Origin of the sequence: Candidatus Alistipes pullistercoris (assembly GCF_027665465.1) — a bacterium.
GTDB lineage: Bacteria > Bacteroidota > Bacteroidia > Bacteroidales > Rikenellaceae > Alistipes_A > Alistipes_A hominis.
Window position 1 is genome coordinate 26,820 of the sequence record NZ_JAQDED010000002.1, and the last position, 20,507, is coordinate 47,326.

Annotated in this window: 13 protein-coding genes and 1 pseudogene; 2 read left to right on the forward strand and 12 right to left on the reverse strand. The window is 50.9% G+C overall.

Features of this window, described 5'->3' with window-relative positions:
* Window positions 1-79: 79 nt before the first annotated feature.
* The 10 genes and pseudogenes from PGR91_RS03525 to PGR91_RS03570 all read right to left on the reverse strand — a co-directional run bounded on the left by PGR91_RS03525 (window position 80) and on the right by PGR91_RS03570 (window position 17,875).
* On the reverse strand, window positions 80-502 hold the full coding sequence (locus PGR91_RS03525; RefSeq protein WP_004291474.1) for a dihydrofolate reductase family protein: 423 nt from the start codon (window positions 500-502) through the stop codon (window positions 80-82).
* A gap of 279 nt (window positions 503-781) precedes the next feature.
* Window positions 782-2,104, reverse strand: a complete 1,323-nt coding sequence (locus PGR91_RS03530; protein ID WP_004291471.1) for a sigma-54-dependent transcriptional regulator — start codon at window positions 2,102-2,104, stop codon at window positions 782-784.
* Window positions 2,097-4,415: pseudogene (locus tag PGR91_RS03535) on the reverse strand (ATP-binding protein). Before PGR91_RS03535 ends, PGR91_RS03530 begins: the two are co-directional and overlap by 8 nt.
* Window positions 4,415-6,340: a tetracycline resistance ribosomal protection protein Tet(Q) gene (gene tet(Q), locus PGR91_RS03540; protein ID WP_004291466.1), complete on the reverse strand. Its 1,926-nt coding sequence runs from the start codon at window positions 6,338-6,340 to the stop codon at window positions 4,415-4,417. Before tet(Q) ends, PGR91_RS03535 begins: the two are co-directional and overlap by 1 nt.
* A 657-nt stretch (window positions 6,341-6,997) precedes the next feature.
* Window positions 6,998-12,814 (reverse strand): N-6 DNA methylase, encoded by a 5,817-nt coding sequence (locus PGR91_RS03545; protein ID WP_004291462.1) that lies wholly within the window; start codon window positions 12,812-12,814, stop codon window positions 6,998-7,000.
* Window positions 12,804-13,256: a DUF1896 domain-containing protein gene (locus PGR91_RS03550; protein ID WP_004304266.1), complete on the reverse strand. Its 453-nt coding sequence runs from the start codon at window positions 13,254-13,256 to the stop codon at window positions 12,804-12,806. Before PGR91_RS03550 ends, PGR91_RS03545 begins: the two co-directional genes overlap by 11 nt.
* A 162-nt stretch (window positions 13,257-13,418) precedes the next feature.
* Window positions 13,419-15,506, reverse strand: a complete 2,088-nt coding sequence (gene topB / locus PGR91_RS03555; protein ID WP_004291456.1) for a type IA DNA topoisomerase — start codon at window positions 15,504-15,506, stop codon at window positions 13,419-13,421.
* Window positions 15,507-15,566: 60 nt separating this feature from the next.
* On the reverse strand, window positions 15,567-17,138 hold the full coding sequence (locus PGR91_RS03560; protein ID WP_004291455.1) for a DUF3945 domain-containing protein: 1,572 nt from the start codon (window positions 17,136-17,138) through the stop codon (window positions 15,567-15,569).
* 20 nt (window positions 17,139-17,158) lie between these two features.
* Window positions 17,159-17,509: a helix-turn-helix domain-containing protein gene (locus PGR91_RS03565; RefSeq protein WP_004291454.1), complete on the reverse strand. Its 351-nt coding sequence runs from the start codon at window positions 17,507-17,509 to the stop codon at window positions 17,159-17,161.
* Window positions 17,510-17,512: 3 nt separating this feature from the next.
* Window positions 17,513-17,875: a helix-turn-helix domain-containing protein gene (locus PGR91_RS03570; protein ID WP_004304264.1), complete on the reverse strand. Its 363-nt coding sequence runs from the start codon at window positions 17,873-17,875 to the stop codon at window positions 17,513-17,515.
* A gap of 201 nt (window positions 17,876-18,076) precedes the next feature.
* Between PGR91_RS03570 and PGR91_RS03575 the strand changes: the two genes are divergently transcribed.
* Together PGR91_RS03575 and PGR91_RS03580 are read left to right on the forward strand one after the other, a co-directional pair.
* Window positions 18,077-18,376, forward strand: a complete 300-nt coding sequence (locus PGR91_RS03575; protein WP_004291426.1) for a helix-turn-helix domain-containing protein — start codon at window positions 18,077-18,079, stop codon at window positions 18,374-18,376.
* 31 nt (window positions 18,377-18,407) lie between these two features.
* Window positions 18,408-18,713, forward strand: a complete 306-nt coding sequence (locus tag PGR91_RS03580; protein WP_004291424.1) for a helix-turn-helix domain-containing protein — start codon at window positions 18,408-18,410, stop codon at window positions 18,711-18,713.
* 77 nt (window positions 18,714-18,790) lie between these two features.
* Here PGR91_RS03580 and PGR91_RS03585 read toward each other — a convergent pair whose 3' ends face one another.
* Complete coding sequence (locus PGR91_RS03585) at window positions 18,791-19,153, reverse strand: hypothetical protein (RefSeq protein WP_004291423.1); 363 nt, start codon at window positions 19,151-19,153, stop codon at window positions 18,791-18,793.
* Between the two features lie 11 nt (window positions 19,154-19,164).
* Entirely contained in the window at window positions 19,165-20,400 is a 1,236-nt protein-coding gene (locus PGR91_RS03590) for a site-specific integrase (RefSeq protein WP_004291422.1), read from the reverse strand.
* Window positions 20,401-20,507 lie beyond the last annotated feature (107 nt).

Sequence of the window (20,507 nt, forward strand, 5' to 3'; positions counted from 1 at the left end):
TCTCCGACTTAAATTGTTTGTAATCGGAACATTTATTCTATTCCTGAAAATAGAAATGTATGCTTGCCGCACATTTTGGCTATCTTGCTTTTTTATCAAGGATATAGATAATGCGACATACACCGTTGGGATAGCTTTTCAAAGAGGAAAGCGTCCAGTGTTGCTCTGGCAGAGCCGACTTAAAAAAATGTCGTCCGCTTCCGGATATGAAAGGAACGGTGTATAGTATGATTTCATCCACAGCGTGCATCCGCAGCAGTCCGTTTATATAGTCTGCCGTGTCCGGTGTGGCTTCCGCGAGGTAACGGATGTTTGTGCAGTCTTTTCTCCATTCGTGCAGCATTGAAATGGAATAGTCCGGTGTCACACGGTAAAAGGCTTTCTTCCTGATTTCATCAAGACCGCAACGGTCAAGGCACAAATCCTGATGTGCTTTATCATATAACTCTGAAGAAAGACATCCGTCCATCGTCAGTACGGCGAGAATCTGAACTTTACCCATAATCGTTTCCTTTCGTTAGGCAAGGGTAAAAAAGTAGCGTGCAATTCACACTACCTTCAAGCGATGGCTCTGGTAAAGCCTTTACGGAGAGTACGTGAATGCACGCTATGCGTAAGCATAGCATAAGCATCACGCAATCGTCTCCGTAGTTCCAATTTACCAGATTTTCGCTTGAAACGCCTTGCGGTCTTATCCTATATGTTGGCGGCGAAAAGCTCCTGCCAATCGCCGTTTTTCTCAAATGTTATGCAAAGATAGCCAAATTCAGTGAATTACGGGCTATGATTGCTTGAATTTATATTTAAGTCCATACTCTTCAAGTTTGCTGTATAGTGTTGTCCTGCCTATGCCGAGCAGTTCTGCGGCGACACTCCGGTTGCCGTTTGCCTGTTTCAACGCACGCAATATCCGCTCCTTATCCTCCGCGTCATTGCGCAAGGCGAAGCTGACAGTAGAGGTCGGTTTCGTCACGGCAAGTTCCAGATGCTCTTTCATGACAACACCTTCCTGCGCCTGCAATACAGCACCCATAACTTTCTGCCGAAGTTCCCGCACGTTGCCCGGCCATGCGTGTGTCAGCAACGCTTTACGTGCTTCGGAACTGAACCCGCTCACGCTACACTCCAGCTCTCTGTTTGCCATATCACGGAAGAACTCTGCCAGCGGCATAATGTCTTCTTGACAGTCACGCAACGGAGGAACGGTTATCCCGAAGTCGTGCAGGCGGTACAGAAGATCCTGCCGAAAACGCTTTTCATTCACCGATACCTCCAAATCTTCATTGGTAGCAGCGATGATGCGGACATTGAAATTCCGGTCTGCCTTGTCTCCGACCGGGCGATACCGCCTCTCCTGTATGGCACGGAGCAACATCTGTTGGGTTTCCAACGCGAGGTTTCCTACCTCGTCCAGAAACAACGTGCCGCCTTCCGCCTCATGGAAATATCCTTTCTTGGCATTGTCCGCACCTGTAAATGCACCTTTGACGTGTCCGAAGAAAGCCGACGGTGCAAGCTCTTTGGAGAGTGAACCGCAGTCCACCGCCACAAATGGCTTGCCTGCACGTTTGCTCTTGTCATGCAACAGGTGGGCAATATGCTCCTTGCCCGTGCCGTTCTCACCAAATATCATCACGCTCATATCGGTGGCGGCTACCAGCCTTATGCGGTGCATGATTTTCTGAAAGGCGGAACCTTCACGGGCGAATATAGGCATACGGCGTTGTCCTGCCTGACGTTCTTTCAGTATGGAACGGATCAGGGGGACAAGTTTATCCTCCACAAGCTGTTTGGGAATATAGTCTATCGAGCCGAGTTTCATGCTTTCCACGGCGGTATTAACTTCGGCGTAGTCGGTCATAATGATGAAGGGCTGCATCTTTCCCTCCTTTCGCATCCAGCACAAAAGGTCTATGCCACTGCCGTCAGGCAGACGCAGGTCGGCAACCACGATATCATTATCTGTTGCCTGTTGCAGATGTTTCTTCGCGGTTGAGAGGTGGTAAGCCTTCATATTGCGGTAGCCCTCCCGTGACAGCATATTGCAGACATATTCGCAATACACGATGTTGTCTTCCACCACAATTATTTTTGTCTTATTCATCTTCGTATTTTCTCCTTTCCTCTTCTGCCAACCGTATTATTTCCACTCCCTTATCCAGCACGGCAGTCACGGCATGGCTTAACGCTTCACCATCCGGGAGAGCATCGCCACGAAGCAATCCGTAAAGTACATTCAGCGGTTGGTCGGCACGGAGCACCTCCCACGAACTGCGCAGGTGGTGGATCAGGGAATCCAGCTTTTGCAGGTCTTTTTCTTTTGCTGCATCCCGTACCGCCTGCATTTCCTTTTCTGTTTCAGTTATCAACTTTTCCAGCATGACGGCTTCATTGCCATAGGACAATAAGGCGGAAAAGTCCGGTTTCCCGTCCGGTGTCGCTTTTATGGCACACCTGTCGGAAACCTCCATCAGTTCCGATATGGAGAACGGTTTGAACAGGCATCCGGCAAAGCCTTTTGCCAATAGTTCCCCTTTGTTACAACTGCCCGAAGCGGTTGCCACAACCACCGGGATTGTTGGTGAATTGCCCACGTTGGACGAACGCAACAGTTCCAGCAATTCGAAACCGTTTATATCGGGCATATTCAAGTCTGTCAGCAACAGGCTGTATTCTTTCTGGCGTATCATTTCCATCAGTGCCGCAGCATCGGTGCAAGTGTCGCAGTGTATTCCTTCTTGGGAATACATCTCTTTCAGCATCAGAAGTAATACCTCATCATTGTCAATGGCGACAACATCATGGAATTTATTGTTATGATAAACAGGTGTATTGCTTGTATATCCAAGCTGTTCTTCAGCTTCCTGCATAGAAATTTCAACTGTGAAACGACTGCCTTTCCCTTTCTTGCTGTCTAAACGGATTGTTCCGCCAAGCATCGACACAATATTACGCATTATGGCAAGCCCAAGCCCGAAACCCTCCTTTGCGGCGGCATTTGATAGACGTTCAAACGCACCGAACGCTTGTTTCTGTTCCTCTTCTGTCATGCCTGTACCTGTATCTTCAACGACCAGTGTCAGAACTCCATTATCATATTCAGTAATCAAAGAAACACCGCCTTCTTCTGTGAACTTGACAGCGTTTGACAGCAGGTTATTCCCGATTTGTATTATTCGCTCTTTGTCGGTCAATACAATGGCATCGTGTCCAGTCTTCACGGACAAGGACAGCCCTTTGTTCACGGCAACAGGCATGAACTCCGTTTCAAGTGTGTGCGTGATTGCTGAAATCCGGCAGGGTGACAGACGGGGCTGTTCCTTGCCGTTGTCCAGGCGGAAGAAGTCAAGCAAAGTGTTAAGCATATCCCGCATACGGTCGGAGGATTGCAGTATGTTTTGGATATACTGCCCGGACTTATCCTCACACTGTTCTTTCCGTATCAGTCCGGCATAGCCTGTTATTGCTGTCAGCGGTGTGCGCAGTTCATGGGTGATAGTATGTACCGCCTTCTTCCTTGACGTTATCAGTGCCTCGTTCCGTTGTACGGATTGTTCCAGTTGCCTTATCAAATCAGTTGTCTTGTGCTTGTATTGTTTAATGCTTTTTGCATCACGATGTATGATGATGTAGGAAATTAACAACAATAGAAGAACGAATCCCATTAAACCGCCTACTTGCATAAATGACTTTTCACGCATGGCAACTATTTCGTTTTCCCGGCTTTGCAGTTCGGTTTATACCTTTTCTTCTATTTGGCAAATCAATTCTTGCAGTTGTCTGTTAAGTTCTGCATTACGAGCTGCAAGGCTGTCGGCTTGTTCCGACAATTGGCGATCCTGCACTTTCTGTTCGCTGATTACGTTTCTATTGACCGAATGAAGGATAGTGGTTGATACTGCTGGAGTTACTTCCTTTTTTTTGCCGAATATGCCTAAGAAACCTTTTCGTTTTGGCTTTTTGGACTGTTCCTGCACACTTTTCTGTACAATAACCGGAATTTGATTGGCTATCTTCTTGTTAATAGATTGTTGTTCATCCATTAACCGGACTATCTGGAACATCTGTCGTTCCTTATCCTCTAAAAGACTGCGCACACTATCGATGCGCTCTGCTGGATAGGTGGCCTTGAAACGGCAGAGCATACTGTCCATTGCCATACGCCGTGCATGGTAATGCTCGATATCTTTATCGTTCCATTCCAGTATTGTTTCACCCAATAGAGAAAATTTTATCATTTGAATATTGATATTGTTTATTTCTTTTCGGAGCTCGTCTATTTTTTTATTGCCAAGTTCTAATGCTTCTATCTCCTGCCATTCATAGAGGCTATTATATGCCATACATCCGATAAGAATGGAGATAAGTATATATCCCAACCGTATTGCCTTATAGAAATTTCCTGACCGCTCCATTATTTTAATGACATTGATTTTTGGAACATGAATAAAAGTTTATCTTTTTCGTTCATGCGGATATTATCAGAATAACCGTCTTTTGTTATTTGATACCCACATGGCTTAACCATAAAAATGCCTAAGCCCTTAGTGTACGAACTTACTTCTGAGGCATAGTCTTTACTTGTATTTAATGGAACTTTCCCTTTAATATGACACCACTCATTATTACAACTGATGTCTTCAATCTCAGACATCAGTTTTTGCAAATCTGTAATAGCTTTGGAACTCGCTACTTGGGGTATCTGCAACTCAAAACAGAGCATCGGTTCGAGAATGTCCACACCTGACTGTTGCAAAGCCAGCCTGAAGACATAAGGGGTCAGCTGTCTGAAATCAGCAGGTGTACTTACCGGGCTATAATACTCGGCTTGAGTAAAAGTTACTTTCAGATCAGTCACTTCCCATCCATGTAAACCAGATTGGCAAGACATACGAATCCCTTCAAAAACGGCATTTTGAAAAGAATGGTTCAGATAACCATAGGAGATGTCACTTTCGATTTGCAACCCTGCCCCTAACGGTAAGGGTTCAAGAGTCAGCCCTATTGTGGCCCAGTAAGGGTTGGGTGGTACTTCGATCTGAATAATCTTATTGACCTTTTTTATAGGTCGTTCTTTGTAGATAGTCTTGATCTCATCAAAATGGACCTTTACGGAAAATCGTTCTTCCAGCAATGTCTGTATGATTTCCTTTTGTGTCAAACCATATAACGAGATTTCCAATTCATCACTATATGAGTTTATGGAAAAGGACAAAGACGGGTCTTCAATCCACAATGTATTCAGAGCGGATATCACCTTGCTTCTCTCTTCGGGCTTATTTGGCCGGACGGAGGATTTGAGAGCGGGATGCTGATGAGATAATCCTTGAATCAAACAAGGTTTAGCACCTAAATAATCTCCGATTCGAAAATCTTCTATATCTTCTACAATCGCGATATCATTGGCACCCACTTCATCAACATTTATCTCTCTGCCCTGATAAATAGTCTTTAGATTTTTAATCTTGATGAATTTTTCCGAATCGTTGATTCTTACAACGTCTCGAAGTCTCAGACTTCCGTCAATTATTTTAAGAAAACTTCTTTTATGCCCTTTGGGGTCATGCTCTATCTTATAGAGATAAGCTGAAAGTCTGTTTGAGACTGATGCCGGAGGAAGTATAAAAGAAGAAATGGCGTCCAACAACTCATTGATACCGATATTGAACATTGCTGATCCATGTAGCACCGGATAGACTTTGGCTTTTGCCACAAGAGCGATTATCGTATTCCAATAATCAGCCGGTGAAATTTCGCTATCCGCCAAATATCGTTCTAATATATCGTCGTCATGGTTGCATACAAATTCTTTGTATTCTTCCTTTATATATGTTTGGGAGCAAACCGGATAAACCGATCCATCGACAACAGTTTGCATAAACAGGACATCTTGCGACAGATTTGTTTTTATATCCATATACAAACGCTCCAAATTCACACCGGCACGGTCAATCTTATTGATAAATATAATTGTCGGGATTTGCAGCTTTTGTAAAGTACTGAACAGCAACTTTGTCTGCGCTTGTATGCCTTCCTTTGCGGATAAGATGAGGACTGCTCCATCAAGCATTTTGAATGTCCGCTCCACTTCCGCAATAAAATCCATGTGTCCCGGAGTGTCAATGATATTGCATTTCACTCCATTCCAGATAATAGATGTCGTAGAAGCCCGAACAGTAATTCCTCTACGTTTCTCTATATCCATAGAGTCTGTTATGGTGTCACCATTATCCACACGGCCGCACTTTTCCGTTGCTCCACTGGCAAACAGCAGATTCTCGGTTACGGAAGTTTTTCCTGCATCAATGTGAGCAAGAATTCCTAAATTTATAATATTCATTTGGATTAAGCAATAATATACTACAGTAGATGCATTGTCGAAACGCACCTTTTAATACCTCCTCGTAGCATATGAGAACTACAGGATTACTAACTCGTATTAATATGTATATTATTACTGCCGCATAACGATTACAAAATTACACAAAAAAATATATCTAACAAAAGTGGGAGGATTTTTTAACTTTTTACCATAGACATTTTATTAGGGAAGCGTAGGTTCAACTGGCAAGTACAAATAAGTAGAAATGTTTGAACAACACCGTTTTAGGAAGTTGAAAAATCAAGTTTCTCTCTCGGTATAGCGTTTATTTTGGCCAATATCTTCTTTAGTTTAGCATTTGTGTATTTCCCATTCGTGTTCTATTTAGCTCCTTATTATGAGTATGTAGCAAGTTACTTATCAAATTCAGCCTCTTTGAGGGTCAAATATGGTTTTGCAAATGGTGACTGACAAGACATAAACAAGGTCAGCAGGAATTTTTTACATAAATGGACATGAATGTATATAACCTAAAATAAGAATAAATTTTAATAAGGGCTGCCCAAAAAGAAAAAAATGCAGTTGCCATCCTATAGATACTTGCAGAAAGGATAAAATTTACTTTTAGACCTTTTGGGATAGCCCTTATTAATACTTCAGATAAAATTCCTTAGGTTATATTTTCAATCCTTTGGACCGGGTTTCCTCCTTGGCATACAGTCCCGGACGCCCGATTATGACATGGTTGGCAACGATACTATCCGCCGGACTGCGTATCTGCGGCGGTGCATTTTCGGGATATTGCGCCTGCCTGTTCCTCACATCTTCCGCTTCCGGCTTGAGCTGTTGCCCTTCATTCTCCTTTTCTGCGACTTCGGGCGTGGGTGGCGCAAGCTCCAGCTGAATTTTTCGGTCAAGGGCGGCAAGTTCGGACTTCAACTGCTTCAGCTCGTCCTCCTTCTTCCACACCTTACCCGCTATCTCCTGTAACTGCGGTATCTCCATCTCCAGCACCTCGTTCTTCGCCTTGTACTGGTCGATGATGGAGGGTATCCTCTCCATCGCGTTGAGGAAGTTGCGGGCGGCGGCCAACGGGTCAGCCATCGCCAGATGCCCGTTGTTGTAGGTGTACTTGTAGTTCCCCTCGACCACGAAGCGGTTGTCGGTGAACTCCAATCCCTCTTTGAGTATCCTTTCGCTCACCACCTTTATCGGAAAACCGTAAAGTTCACCGACCTGCGTGTACAACCCTCCGGTCGTGGCATTCTTGGCTATCTCCTGCAAACGCTTTCCGATGACCTTCTCATCGGCGGAATCCACTCCGTCCACCTTTATTATATTAAGGCGGTTGCCCTCCTTGTCGGTCTGCACCACCGACAGGAAGCGGTTCCAGTCCTCCGTCATGGCATCTATGAAAGCCGTGTTGTTGCGCAACTCGCCGGTCTTTGACTCCAGCTTGAACTCCGAATCACGCTTGCCCTTGTTGAACGACTTGCGTTCCCCTTCGAGCGATGCGATCCGCTTTTCCAGTTTCGCCTTGTCCAACAGGTCGGTATTGCCGGAGAGCAACGCCATGTATTCCGAGAAATTCATGCCCGATTTTTCGTCCATTGCCCCCTCGTCGATGGTACGCGCACCCATCGCACCGCTTTTGAGCTGGCTTATGAAAGTCTGCTTGCAGTGCAGGAGGTTGAACTTGTAGCTGTCCAGTGACTTCTCCACCGCGTAGATGATTACATCCACGTTGTTCCCGGCGAAATGTTTGGCAATCTCATTACCTGCCCTAACTCCGCGTCCGTCACGCTGTTGCAAGTCGGACGGTCGCCACGGCGTATCGAGATGATGGATAGCCACACACCGTTTCTGGGCGTTCACACCCGTTCCGAGCATAGAGGTAGAGCCGAACAGCACACGCACCGTCCCGGCGTTCATGGCGTCTATCACCGCCTTCCGCGCCTTGTCGGTCTTGCACTCCTGAATGAAGCGCACCTCGCTTGGCGGTATACCGTAGTCCTCCGTCAGTTTGCGCTTGATTTCCGAATAGACGTTCCACCCGTCGCCCGGCTGGTATGTCCCCAAATCAGAGAAAACGAACTGCGTGCCTTTCTGGGCGTCGTATTTTTGATAATACTCCGCGATCATCTTGGCACAGTGACTCGCTTTGTTGTCGGGATGATCTTCGTAATTCGGGTCTATCATGCGCATGTCGAGTGCCATTTTCCGGGCATAGTCCGTGGCGATGAGCATCTTCGCCTTTTCTTCCGTTTCCGAAAGCGGCAGCCTGCCCAACAAGGTGGCATCGCCCGTCTTGGCGAACTGCATCAGTTTCTGTATGAAGTCCTCCTGTTCCGGCGTGGGCGGTATATGGTGCAGTATCTCGTTCTTGGCAGGACGGTCAACGCCCACATCCTCCGCCGTGCGGTAGTCCGTGATTTCATTATAGAAGGCGGCAAGCTCCGGCACTTTGATGAAGTAGCGGAAACGCTCCTTCTGGACCACATTGTTCGTCACGTTAAATTCAAAATCCGTCGTCTTCTTGGCAAATATCGCCGCCCAAGCGTCGAAACACCTTATGTCCTGCCGTTCCAGCTCCTTCGGGCGCAGGTACTTGAACAGCAGGTACAATTCAGTCAGTGAGTTGCTGATAGTCGTGCCGGAGAGGAAGGTCGCACCCAAGTCTTTTCCTGTGCGCTCCTGTATGGTGCGTATGGCAAAGAGCATGTTAAGTGCCTTCTGGCTTCCCTCGCTGTTTCCCAATCCCGCCACACGGTCGTGGCGCGTGTTGAAAGTCAGATTCTTGAACTGGTGGCTCTCATCTATGAAGATGTGGTCGATGCCCATCTGCTTGAAATCCACCACGTCGTCCGTGCGTGACTTTATGGCGTGTTCCACCTTCTCCAGCTTCGCTTCAAGGTTGTGCTTGCGCTTCTCCAATCCTTTCAGCATCGCCCGCGACACGTTCTTTCCCTGCTGCCGTAGCACTTCGAGGTTTTCCTCCACCGTGTCAAGCTCTGCTTGCAGGATGCGCTGCTGCAATTCCGGCGACTGCGGTATCTTGCCGAACTGGTCGTGCGACATGATGACGCAATCGTAGTCGTTGTTCTTTATATTATTGAAGAAGCGCACACGGTTGGCGGTCGAAAAGTCCTTCTCCGAAGCGTACAGAATACGTGCGTTGGGATATGCCGCCTGATAGGTGGCTGCAATCTCCGCAACGTTGGCTTTCAGCCCGATAATCATCGGCTTGTGTGCCAAATTCAGACGCTTCATCTCATGCGCGGCGATGCACATTATCAGCGTCTTACCGGTTCCCACCTCGTGGTCGCAAATTCCGCCGCCGTTCTGTTTCAACATCCAGACGCAATCCATCTGTGAGGGATAGACGCTCTTGATACCCCGGCTTGCCAGCCCTTTCAGGTTGAGGTCGGGAAAGGTCTGATGGGAGCCGTCGTAGCGCGGGCGCACGAAACAGTTGAACTTGCGGTTATACATCGTCACAAGCCGCTCCTTGAACTGCGGCGACTGCTCTTCGAGCCATTCGGAGAAGCCGTTTCGTATCTCGTCAATCTTGGCGTTGGCGAGTTGTATTCCCTCGCTGTCGCGCATCTTGATGTCGTTGCCATGCTCGTCCTTGCCGATGGACTTCATCATGTCAGGGCAGGTGTTGTGCAGGGCGTGTTTTAGGAGGTGCATACCGTCATAGTTCCGGTAATACCCCTTCACCAGAAACTCGTCCGTGATTTTCATGGTGCGGTAGCCGCACACCACCGAAAACTCGTCCATGCTTGCGGAATAGGCGATTTTCACCTCCGTGTCGAACAGCCGGCTCATGTAGGCGGCATAGACACCCGTCGGAATCCAGCGTTCCCCGAAATTGAAGTCCAGATCCTCGAAGGCGATGCGCTGCGGCTCGGCATCTTTCAGAGCCTCCAACGCCTGCTTCACCTCCGGCATACGCTCATTTTCGGGATTGTCACCCATCCATGCCTCTATGCGTTCCGCTTTCTCTATGACATTTCCGGCGATGAAACGGTCTTTGATTTCGTAACCGGTCACGAGCGGATTGTAGTAGATGCGCCCTTGCAGGGCAGTGAGCAAATCCTCCGCCGTGCTGTCGGTTATCTCCCGCATATAGTCGAGATTGACCGTACCATATTTGTTGAGCGACGCAGACAGGGCTTCTTCGGGAGAGCCTACGTTGGCATGGCTCTCCACCGCGAAGGAAACAGGATGCTCGAAGATGTCCGCCTTGACGAACTTTCCGTTTTCCATCCGTTCCAGCGAAAGGATGTCGCGCCCGCCCGCATCCATCATCACTAACTTCACGTTCTGCTTGGCGTTGAGGTTGCCGTAGCGCATGACAAACTCATCGTAACAGGTATTCAGATGCTCTCGCCACGGAACATTTGCCTCGCGCCGGAGCGATTCATAACGGTACAGACGCTCGTAGGCGTCACGCAGCGACACATACAACAACGCCTTTTCCTTCTGGTATCCTTTCAGGTCGAGCGGCTGGAATGTCGCCCCGTATGGCGTGATGTCTTTCAGGTAGCCGATGTTATGACGCCCCCGGTCAGCCACCAGCGACCCTTCGCGCAGGTGCATCTCCGGCGTGCGGTGGTAGGCACGCGGAGAAAGGTCCACGACTTCCTCCTTCGGCTTTTCCGCTTCGATGTCGGGGAAAAGGAAAGTCCCCACCGCTTCCGATGGGGTATCTGTAACGGCAGGTGCGGCGACTGCCTCCGGCTGTGTTTCCTCCTGTCGTGGCTGCTCACGGGAAGTTTCCGGCACGGCTTTCACTTCCGTCTTTTCCGCCACTTGTTTCTCGTTATGCTGCCTTGCCAGTTCCCGAAGTTCTTTCCTACGCTCCGGCGTCAAACCCATCATCATTTCATAGAAACCGTTGATGGGAGGATTGGTATCCCAGTCCAGTGTGGCATAGATGTCGTCCGGGTCGGCAGGCTTGGCGGTGTTCTCCGCTTTCACCTCCTTATTCTCCATTGCGGGTTTTGCAGTTGGAGCTGTCGGTGTAACCGTGACTTTCGGTTTGGGCGGAGTGGACTTTGCCGTAACTGCCTTTTTCACCGTCTTTTTCTTTTTGGAGGTTTTCGGTTGGCTGACCTCTTCCGTCATCCCCCAGAGGTCAAGCAGGGTGAGCTGCACGCCTGCGGAATATTGCGGGCGCGGTTCTATCTCCGGCTTTTCATCTGCGGGTTGCGGCTTTTCTGTCGGAGTTTCCACCGTCTGCGCCGAGGATACTGTTTCCAATTTTATGGCAGGACGCTCTACTTTATTTTGAACGGCAACTTTTTCTTCCGTTCCTGCCTGCCGGATTGAACCCGAATACAAGCGCATGGCAAGCCTGTAATGGAAATCCTCGTCGAGCATACGGCGCAAATCCCCGGCGATGCCTGCTGCCTTGCCCTCGTGCAGATAAACCATAGCGGGCTTCCCGTAGGGGTCTGTGTCAAGTTTCGCCATCGTATGCACGATGCGTTCCGGGTGGTGGATGAAATAGGCGTTGTCGGTCAGGGCGGTTTTCGTGTCCGTCTGTATCACGGTCATCAGCCGCTCGTCCTGCGACATTTCCTTCTTGCTGAGGTTCTTTTGCAGGACAATCAGGTCACTGCCCACCTCCGTGCCCGCGTTGTCCGTGAACAGGTTGTTGGGCAGGCGTATCGCGGATACCAGATTGGCCTGACTGAACAGCTCGTTACGCACGGAGGTCTTGGTGCTATTCAATACCCCTTGCGAGGTGATGAACGCCACGATACCGCCGTCACGCACGGCATCCAGTCCTTTGAGAAAGAAATAGTTGTGGATGGTTTTCTGGGCGGAGCGTCTGCCGAAAGAGTCGCTCCGCTGAAACTCCGCGTCGAACACGGCAATGTCACCGAACGGAATGTTGGACACCGCCAAGTCGAAATAATTGTTGAACGGTCTTTCGATTTTCTCAAAACCGCAGGTGCGCATTTTCTGGTCGGGATAGAGATGCCTCAAGATTGTACCCGTGAGCAGATCCTTCTCGAAAGCCATCACATCCGCATTGGGGCTGTGCCGCAGCATGGAATCCACGAACACGCCGACACCTGCCGACGGTTCGAGCATACGGGCGGGGCGGACGCTGTAATCTGCCAGCACGTCCGCGATGGTGTCGGTTATCTCTTTGGGGGTGTAGAAAGCGGTCAGCACGGACGCTTTCAGCGAATCCACAAACCGCTTGTACTCTGTTTCGTCCTTGCTGTTCTCACGGATAAGCCTGTGCAGCTCCACCGTCGGGGCGAACAGTTCGAGGTCGGATTTCGCCCACCGGACGGCATCCGTCAGTTCCTTTGCAGGGTTGAGGATACATTTCAGACCGCCGAAACCGCAGTACCTTTGAAGTATGGCACGCTCTTCGGTTGTCGCTGTCCTATTTTCCCTGTCAAGGATGAATGCCGTCCGTATCGCCTCGATGTTGTCCCGCAGTTTCTGTTTGCGGTTAAACGCCATATTCGTCTAAGTAAAGGACGGTTGCTCCCGTCAGCTCCGTGTAGAGCAGGTCGTAATCGGAAGACAGGGCGAAATTGTCATCCGAGAGGTCATAGACGGAGAACACGTTGCCGACAAGCGGCAGCAGTTTCAGGACAAAGGCTTCACGCTTCTCTTCCGGCACTTCATCGGCAAACTCGTTTTCCACGACTTCGCGGAGGATGGCGTAACGGGAATAATGCAGCCCGCGCAGCAGCGTGTCCATCGCCAGTTCCTGCGCACCATCGGCGGGATAGCCTTCAAGCCGTGCCCTCTCATACGTTTCGGCGGCACGGTCGGCCCGTTCCCGTATGAAAGCGGTGTCGTCAGCCTGTTCAAACTTGTTCGTGCGGAGATAGTCCAGCAGGTACAGACCGTAATAGGAAAAGTCGGTCTGACCCTCGTTTTTCTTCTTGTTGTTCATTACTTTGGATTTAGCGGATTGATAATTAACGGGATAATCGGTTGGAAAAAGGAAGAAAAAGGCACTCGGTATCCCTCCGAGTGCCACCACTAAATCCAAAGTATGAGTGTAATCCGGTATCGAAGAACAATTCATTACTCTGAACAAGTGGCAAAGTTAATACTATTTCTTCCGTCCTGAAAATTTCTTGTCCTTTTTAGCCTCCGGGAACACAAAAGTCGTGTTATATTCCCCGTCAAAGGCGACAACAGCATCGAAACTCTTGCCCTGTTTGCTCTTGAACCCTTTGAGCAGCTTGGTATGCCCTTCGGTGAGCAGGTCTTTGATTTCATCGTCGGACAGGGTGCGTCCCGCTTTCAGCCGGAACACGGGCAGTCCGCACTCCGTGTTGTCGCAGCGTACCACCTTGCCGTAGAACCGCATCCTGCCCGTGCCACACTTGGGACACGCGCAGCCGGAGTCACGGCTGCCGAAGAGCTTGTCGCACGAGATCAGTTCGGAGGTTATCTCACGTGTGTACGCCTCTATCTCCTTGCGGAAGGTGTCGTCGGACAGTTCCCCGCGCTCGATACGCGCCAGCTCCTTTTCCCATTCGCCCGTCATGGCAACATCGGCGATGCGCATCGTCTTGACGACGGAATTGAGGGCAAGTCCTTTTTCGGTGGGAACAAGCGACTTCTTGCAGCGTTCCATGTAACCGCGCTTGAAAAGCGTTTCGATGATGGAGGCGCGTGTGGCGGGAGTACCGATGCCACAGTCCTTCATCGCCTGCCGCAGTGCGTCGTCCTCAATTTCCTTGCCCGCCGTTTCCATTGCCGAGAGCAGGGTGGCTTCGGTATGCAGCGGCTTGGGTTTGGTCTTTCCTTCGGTAATGGACGAGCCTTTCGGTGTCAGCGTGTCGCCTTCCTGCCAGCCGGGGATGGTAATTTCCTCTTTTTCCTCGCCATAGACGGCACGCCATCCGGTTTGCTTCACGACGCTGCCTTTTACGGTAAACTCCACTCCGGCACATTCCGCCGTGACAGTGGTCACATCCTTGACGCATTTCTCAGAGAATGCCTCGACCATGCGCCCGGCAATCATCTGATAGATGGTATTGTCCTCTTTGGAGAGGAAGAGCGGTTTCTCACCCGTGACGAGCAGGGCATGGTGGTCTGTCACCTTGCCGTCGTCCACGCTGCGGCGTGTCGGGGCGGCTTTTGCCCGCACCTTGTCTTTCCATTCGGGCTGTGTGCCGATGAAAGCGAGCAGTTTGGGAATTTCGGCAAACACGTCTTCGGGGATGTAGCGGCTTCCCGTTCTCGGATAGGTTATCAACTTCTTTTCGTAGAGTTTCTGCGCGATTTCAAGCGTCTGTTCCGCCGTGAAGCCGTGCTTGGCGTTGGCTTCTTTCTGGAGCGTGGTCAGGTCGTAGAGCAAGGGAGTTTCCTCCGTCTTCTCCTTGCGCTCGGCTTTCGTGACAGTGGCGCAACCTGCCGCCTTTACCTTATTATATAGTTCCATCGCCGGTTCTTTCTCTTTCCATTTCTCGGAGGATGAGAATTTCACGACTTCGCCGTCGCAACCGTCCGTTGCGATATGGAGCTGCCAGAATGCTTCGGACGTAAAGCGGCGGTTCTCCCAGTAGCGTTCACATACCATAGCCAACGTTGGTGTCTGCACCCGCCCCACGGAATACGTGCCGTGTCCGGCGGCGATGGATAACGCCTGTGTGCCGTTGATGCCCACGAGCCAGTCGGATTCGCTCCGCGCTTTGGCGGCGAGGTAGAGGTTGTCGTATTTGCTGCCGTCTTCGAGTTTCCGCAGTCCCTCGCGGATAGCTTTGTCGGTGAGAGAGCTGATCCACAGGCGCACGAAAGGAGTGGTGCAACCCGTATAGTGGTAGAGGTAGCGGAAGATAAGCTCTCCCTCGCGTCCGGCATCGGTCGCCACGATGATATGTTCGCTTGTGTCGAACAGTCTTTTGATGACTTTTATCTGCGACACCACGCCGCTGTCGGGCTTGTAACCTTTCTCCGTCCTGACCTGACGGGGGACGAGCGTGAATGTGTCGGGAATAATCGGGAGGTTGTCACGGACAAATCCGCGCACGCCGTAGCCGTCGGGCATGGCAAGCTGAACGAGGTGTCCGAATGCCCATGTCACGGCATAACCGCCTCCCTCGAAATATCCTTCCTCTCTCTTTGTCGCGCCCACGATGCGGGCGATTTCACGTGCCACGGAGGGCTTTTCTGCAATGATTGTCTTCATGTCTTCTTCTTTTTTGTTGATACTTTGGATTTTATTTTGGATTCAGTGGCGGACACGGGATTACATTTTCATGCCCTTGCCCGTTTTCTTCTGCGGCTTCTCCTGCTGCTGTTGCTGGCGGGCGTCCTTCGGGTTGGTCTGACCTTTCTGCAACGGCTCTCTCAGATTCTTTGTAGCCTCGTTGGTCTTGCCATCGTTGTTCACCGCCACCTGCGTGCGGCTCTCGTTGGACGGAGCAACCTGCTGTGCATTGTCAGGGTTCGTGTCGTAGCGGTACGGGCGTCCCTTCTCCGGGTTGAACTTGATATACATCGTGGCATGGAAGCCCTGCTTGTCGGTCACGTTCTCCAGCTTCACGGCTTTACCCGCCACATAGTCGGCTTTCTGCTGGTCGGTGAAGCTCACGCCGCTCCATTTGCTGATGGGGCGGATGCTGCCGTCCTCGTTCGTCCACGTGTTGCGGCGTTGCTCCTTCTTGGTCTGTGCGGCATTTTCCCCGCCCTGCGCCTGACTTTTCGATGTGTCGCCTTTGGTTTCCTGTGTCTGTGCGGTACGGGGCGACTTGCCGGTTCCCGGCACGAACTCCACGCCGCGCTGCTCCACGTTCACTTGCAGGGTGGTGACGAACTTTCTGCCGTCGTTGCGCTCGATGAGCTTGTCGCGTACGGGCAGTCCGGCGCGGAGCATGTCCCGCTCCTGCGTGGTGATTTCCGTCTTGCCGATGCGCTCCGGGATGCGCACCCTGCTTGCCGGAATGTCCGTGATTTCATTCGTCTTGCGGTCGATGCTGATGTAGGAGGGGATGATCTCGCCCGTTTCCCTGTCCACAATGTCCACGACCCTACCGAGATTGCCCGTTTCGCGGAGGTTCTTCCGGTCATTGTCGGAGAATTTGTGTTCCTTGTACTCATCCAGCTTCTGCTCCTTGCGGATGAAGTGCGGCACGAGGCTGATGTTTCCCTCACCGTCCTTCTTGAAGGAGAGGCGGGCGTCCAGCTCGAATGATTCGCCGCCGAAGGTCGGTTTGACCTTTACCAAGTCGGACTTGCCATAGTTGAGCATCTTCGTAAGGTCGCCGGACTTTTCAAGGTTGTCCCGCTTTACGCCCCATCTGTCCTCCAGCTCCTGCCAGTTGATTTTACTCTCGTCGATGGGCTGGTAGCCACGTTTGCCCTGCATCTGTTCGGATTTGTCCTGTTGCTGTTCTTTCCGTTGTTCCATGTTCTCCTGTTTTTGAGGTTCTTGTTTCTCTGTCTGTTGTGCTGCCATCTCTTCCTGCACCTTCTTCTCATAGTCGGAGGTGTCCACCTTGTGAGGGGCGAGCAGCTCCTTGTTCGCTTCGGGGTCTTTCAGCAGTTGCTTCATCACCTCTAAGAGATTTTCAGCTTGGTCTGCCGCAATGCGGTAGAAACCGAAGCGGCTGGGTTCCTTGCACTGCCGGAAGAAGTTCTTGAAGAAGTTGTCCAGCACGTCGCCATGTCGGTCGAATTGCAGGAAACTCTGCGCGTTCTCCGCTTTTGCGGGGGTGCGCTTGGGTGTGCCGTCCGCGTTCAGCCCGGCTACCACGCTGATCTCGCCTGTCTTCTCGTCACGGACTACCAGCACGTCCTTTTCGTCTTTTTTCTTTGCCATCTGAAAAATGTTTTAATGGGTTATTTATGAAAGAAATTATGGATACGAGCCTTGTAGAAGGCTATATCTTCCTTTTTGAAGTCCTTGATATGGTTGGAAAGGAATGTCAGCACGTCCTCCTCGCTGTAATAGGTCTTCTTGCCCAGCGTCTTGTAGGGCAATGCGCCTACGCTGCGGTAGCGTTGGAGGGTGCGTTTGCTTATCTGGAGCAACATGCACAAATCCTGATTGTCGAAAAGGCGGATGCTTTCCGTGATAGTGGGCTGTTTCCCCTCAGCCTTCATCGCCAGCAGCAGTTCGTCCTGACGGTCGAGCCGTTCCATCAGCTTCTGCATCCAGCCCTCGAAGTTGTTTCGTGTGAGCAGTTCCATGACCTATGTCCTCCTTCCTTTTGGTTTGCCGCCCGTGCGCAGCGTGTGGTTGTGGAACAGGGTGTCTATTGTCCCTTCCTCGTTCCTTACTGTGTTGTCCTCCAATAGCCGCAGTATCTCGGAAAGGCGGTAGCGGCAGCTTCCGCGTACCACCACATACTCGATACGGTGGTCGGTGCGCATACGCTGCATGGTGCGCTTGCTCACGTTGAGCATCTTCGCCGCCTGTGCCGTGTCAAGCAGCTTGTCTTCGGTTTCCCGCTTCCGTTTCTTCTCGTCCCTTGCCTCGCGGATGTACCCTGCGATGTTCGCAATCTGCGCCATCATCTCCTTGTAGGCGGAACTTTCCATTGTTATCACTTTCATGTTCAGTCCTTTCTTTTTGTTTCTGCGACAAAATTCGGCAATAAACAAAAGGGGCTTTAACAACTCACTACGTGACTCACGTAAGATTTTTGCGGAAGATGGCTCCGTAACCCGGTCAAACGGCGCAACAGGCAGCCTTTCAGCGGAAAACGATACGTCTTGTATGCCGTTTCGTTACCTTTGCGGCAAACTCTAAATGACATGAATATGGAAATAGTATCTATCGAGAAAAAGACTTTCGAGATGATGGTGGCGGCATTCGGCGCACTCTCGGAGAAGGTCGCCGCCCTGAGGCGCAAAAGCGACACGGGGCGCATGGAAAGATGGCTCACGGGCGAGGAGGTCTGCGGGCAGTTGAGAATAAGCCCGCGCACGTTGCAGACGCTGCGTGACAGGCGGCTTATCGGCTACTCGCAGATAAACCGCAGGTTCTATTACAAGCCAGAGGAGGTGAAGCGGCTGATACCGCTTGTCGGCACGCTCTATCCGCACGGCAGATGATTTGATTTATTCACCCACTGAATCCGAAGTTATGATGAACGAGAACAACGATGTTTTTACGATGGAAGACGAGCCGATAGCCTCTGTGGTGCAGGATATGCGCAAAGGCTCGAAATGGCTGTCCGCATTTCTGGAAAGCTACCGTCCTCCGCTGGACGGGGAACGTTACCTGACGGACGGCGAGGTGTCGGAACTGCTCCGTGTGAGCCGGCGCACCTTGCAGGAATACCGCAACAACCGCGTGTTGCCCTTCATACTTTTGGGAGGGAAGGTGCTTTACCCGGAAACGGGGCTGCGCGGGGTACTGGAAGCGAACTACCGCAAGCCGCTGGAGTGAGGCGGTTTCATGAAAAAGTAAACGGGTGACACCTTTTGTGGTGCTACCCGTTTACTTGTCTTATGGGGTATGTGCAATCAGCAATACCCGGCTTTTCCGTTCTGTATGAACATCACGTATGTCTGCCGTTTCTCTTGTGAGAGTGCCTTTCCCACCAGCCATGTGCGGAACAGGTGGGTGTTGTAGGTATTCACCCTGAAAGCGACCGGGATGATGATTTCAAGGGCGTACACGTCCGCGTGCAGCCCGTTTTCAAGCTGCATGTAGCGGCACACCTCGTAGTCGTTCAGCACGTCCGACTTGCGGACGGCTCTGATGGCGGCGTTCACTGCCGGGACGGTCGTATGGAACAATCCGGCTATTTCGGTGGCGGTCATCCACACGTCGTTACCGGTTACGCTGACTGCCTTGTCCTCGATGATGATTGTGTCACGTTTCATGGCTTTTCTTTTTAGATGGTGCAACCTGCAAATTCCTCGACGCCGTTCAATCTTGCGGCAAGGTTCTCCATGTCCTGATTGAGCTTCTCTTTGGTTATCTTTGCGTAAATCTGCGTCGTCTTTATGCTCTTGTGTCCGAGCATGGAGCTGACCGTTTCGATGGGAACACCGTTGGAGAGGAATATCGTCGTGGCTGCCGTGTGGCGGCTCTGATGCCACGTGATATGCTTGGTGATGCCGCAACGCTTGGCGACGGCACGGATACCGGCAAGGCACGTGTTATAATGCGGAACGGGAAATATCCTGCCGTCCCCGCACAGTCCCCGGTATTTGCCGATTATGCGGTTGGCGATGTCGAGCAGGCGGATGTTGGACACCACGCCCGTTTTCTGGCGGTTGATGTTTATCCACTCGTGTTCGTCGAAGTAGGTGCGGATATTCTCTTCCGTAAGGTTGCGCATATCCGCGAACGACAGCCCCGTGAAGGCGCAGAACAGGTAGAGGTCGCGGTACAATTCCTGTTTGGCGTTTTTCAGTTTCCCCTCCATCAGCAGGCGGATCTCATCTTTGGTCAGGAAACTGCGTGTTGTTTCCTCCTTCTTGATTTCATACTCGCGGAACGGGTCGCGCGTCAGCCACTCGTTGTTGATGGCGATGAATACCATCGTCCGTAACGGGCAGACGTACAGCCACACGGTATTGGTGCAGCAGTGCTTGTCCGTGCGCAGGAACATCTCGAAGTCGGAGATGAAAGCCGGGGTAAGCTCTTTTAGGGCGATGTCCTTCACATGGTAGCGGATGTCGAGGAACTCTTGCATGTGCTTGTAAACGGTGCGGTACTTCAGCAGCGTGCCTTTGGCTTTCATGCCTGCCTCCACCTGCTTCTCGTAGTCCTCGTTGTGCTGGCGGAACACCTGCATCAGCGTGTGGTAGCGGTGTTCCAGTCCGAGAAAGGCGTTCTTCACCTTCTCCGCCGTGACGAAGTTGTCACGCTCCATGATTTCCTGATAATGCCTGTTGATGCGTACCCGCATCTTGTCAAGCATACGGTTCGTTTCGAGTGCCGCCGTGCTTCTGCCCGTGACACGTCCACCTTTGGTGTCCCACAGTTTCGGATCGACAGTCAGTTTGCAGCTGAACTGTGTCTGGCTGCCGTCCACCGTGATGCGTCCCATGACGGGAACTGTCCCGTCCTTTTTCACTACCTGACGCTTGAGGTAGTAGATTACTGAAAATGTACTCTTCATTGTCCTTAATTTTTGGGTTTCAAAATTAGTTGGTGAAGAGTCCGGTGTTGGTACGCAAAACGGGGAGGAACGGCGCAATCTTTTTCCGTAACCTGATTTTTCGCATG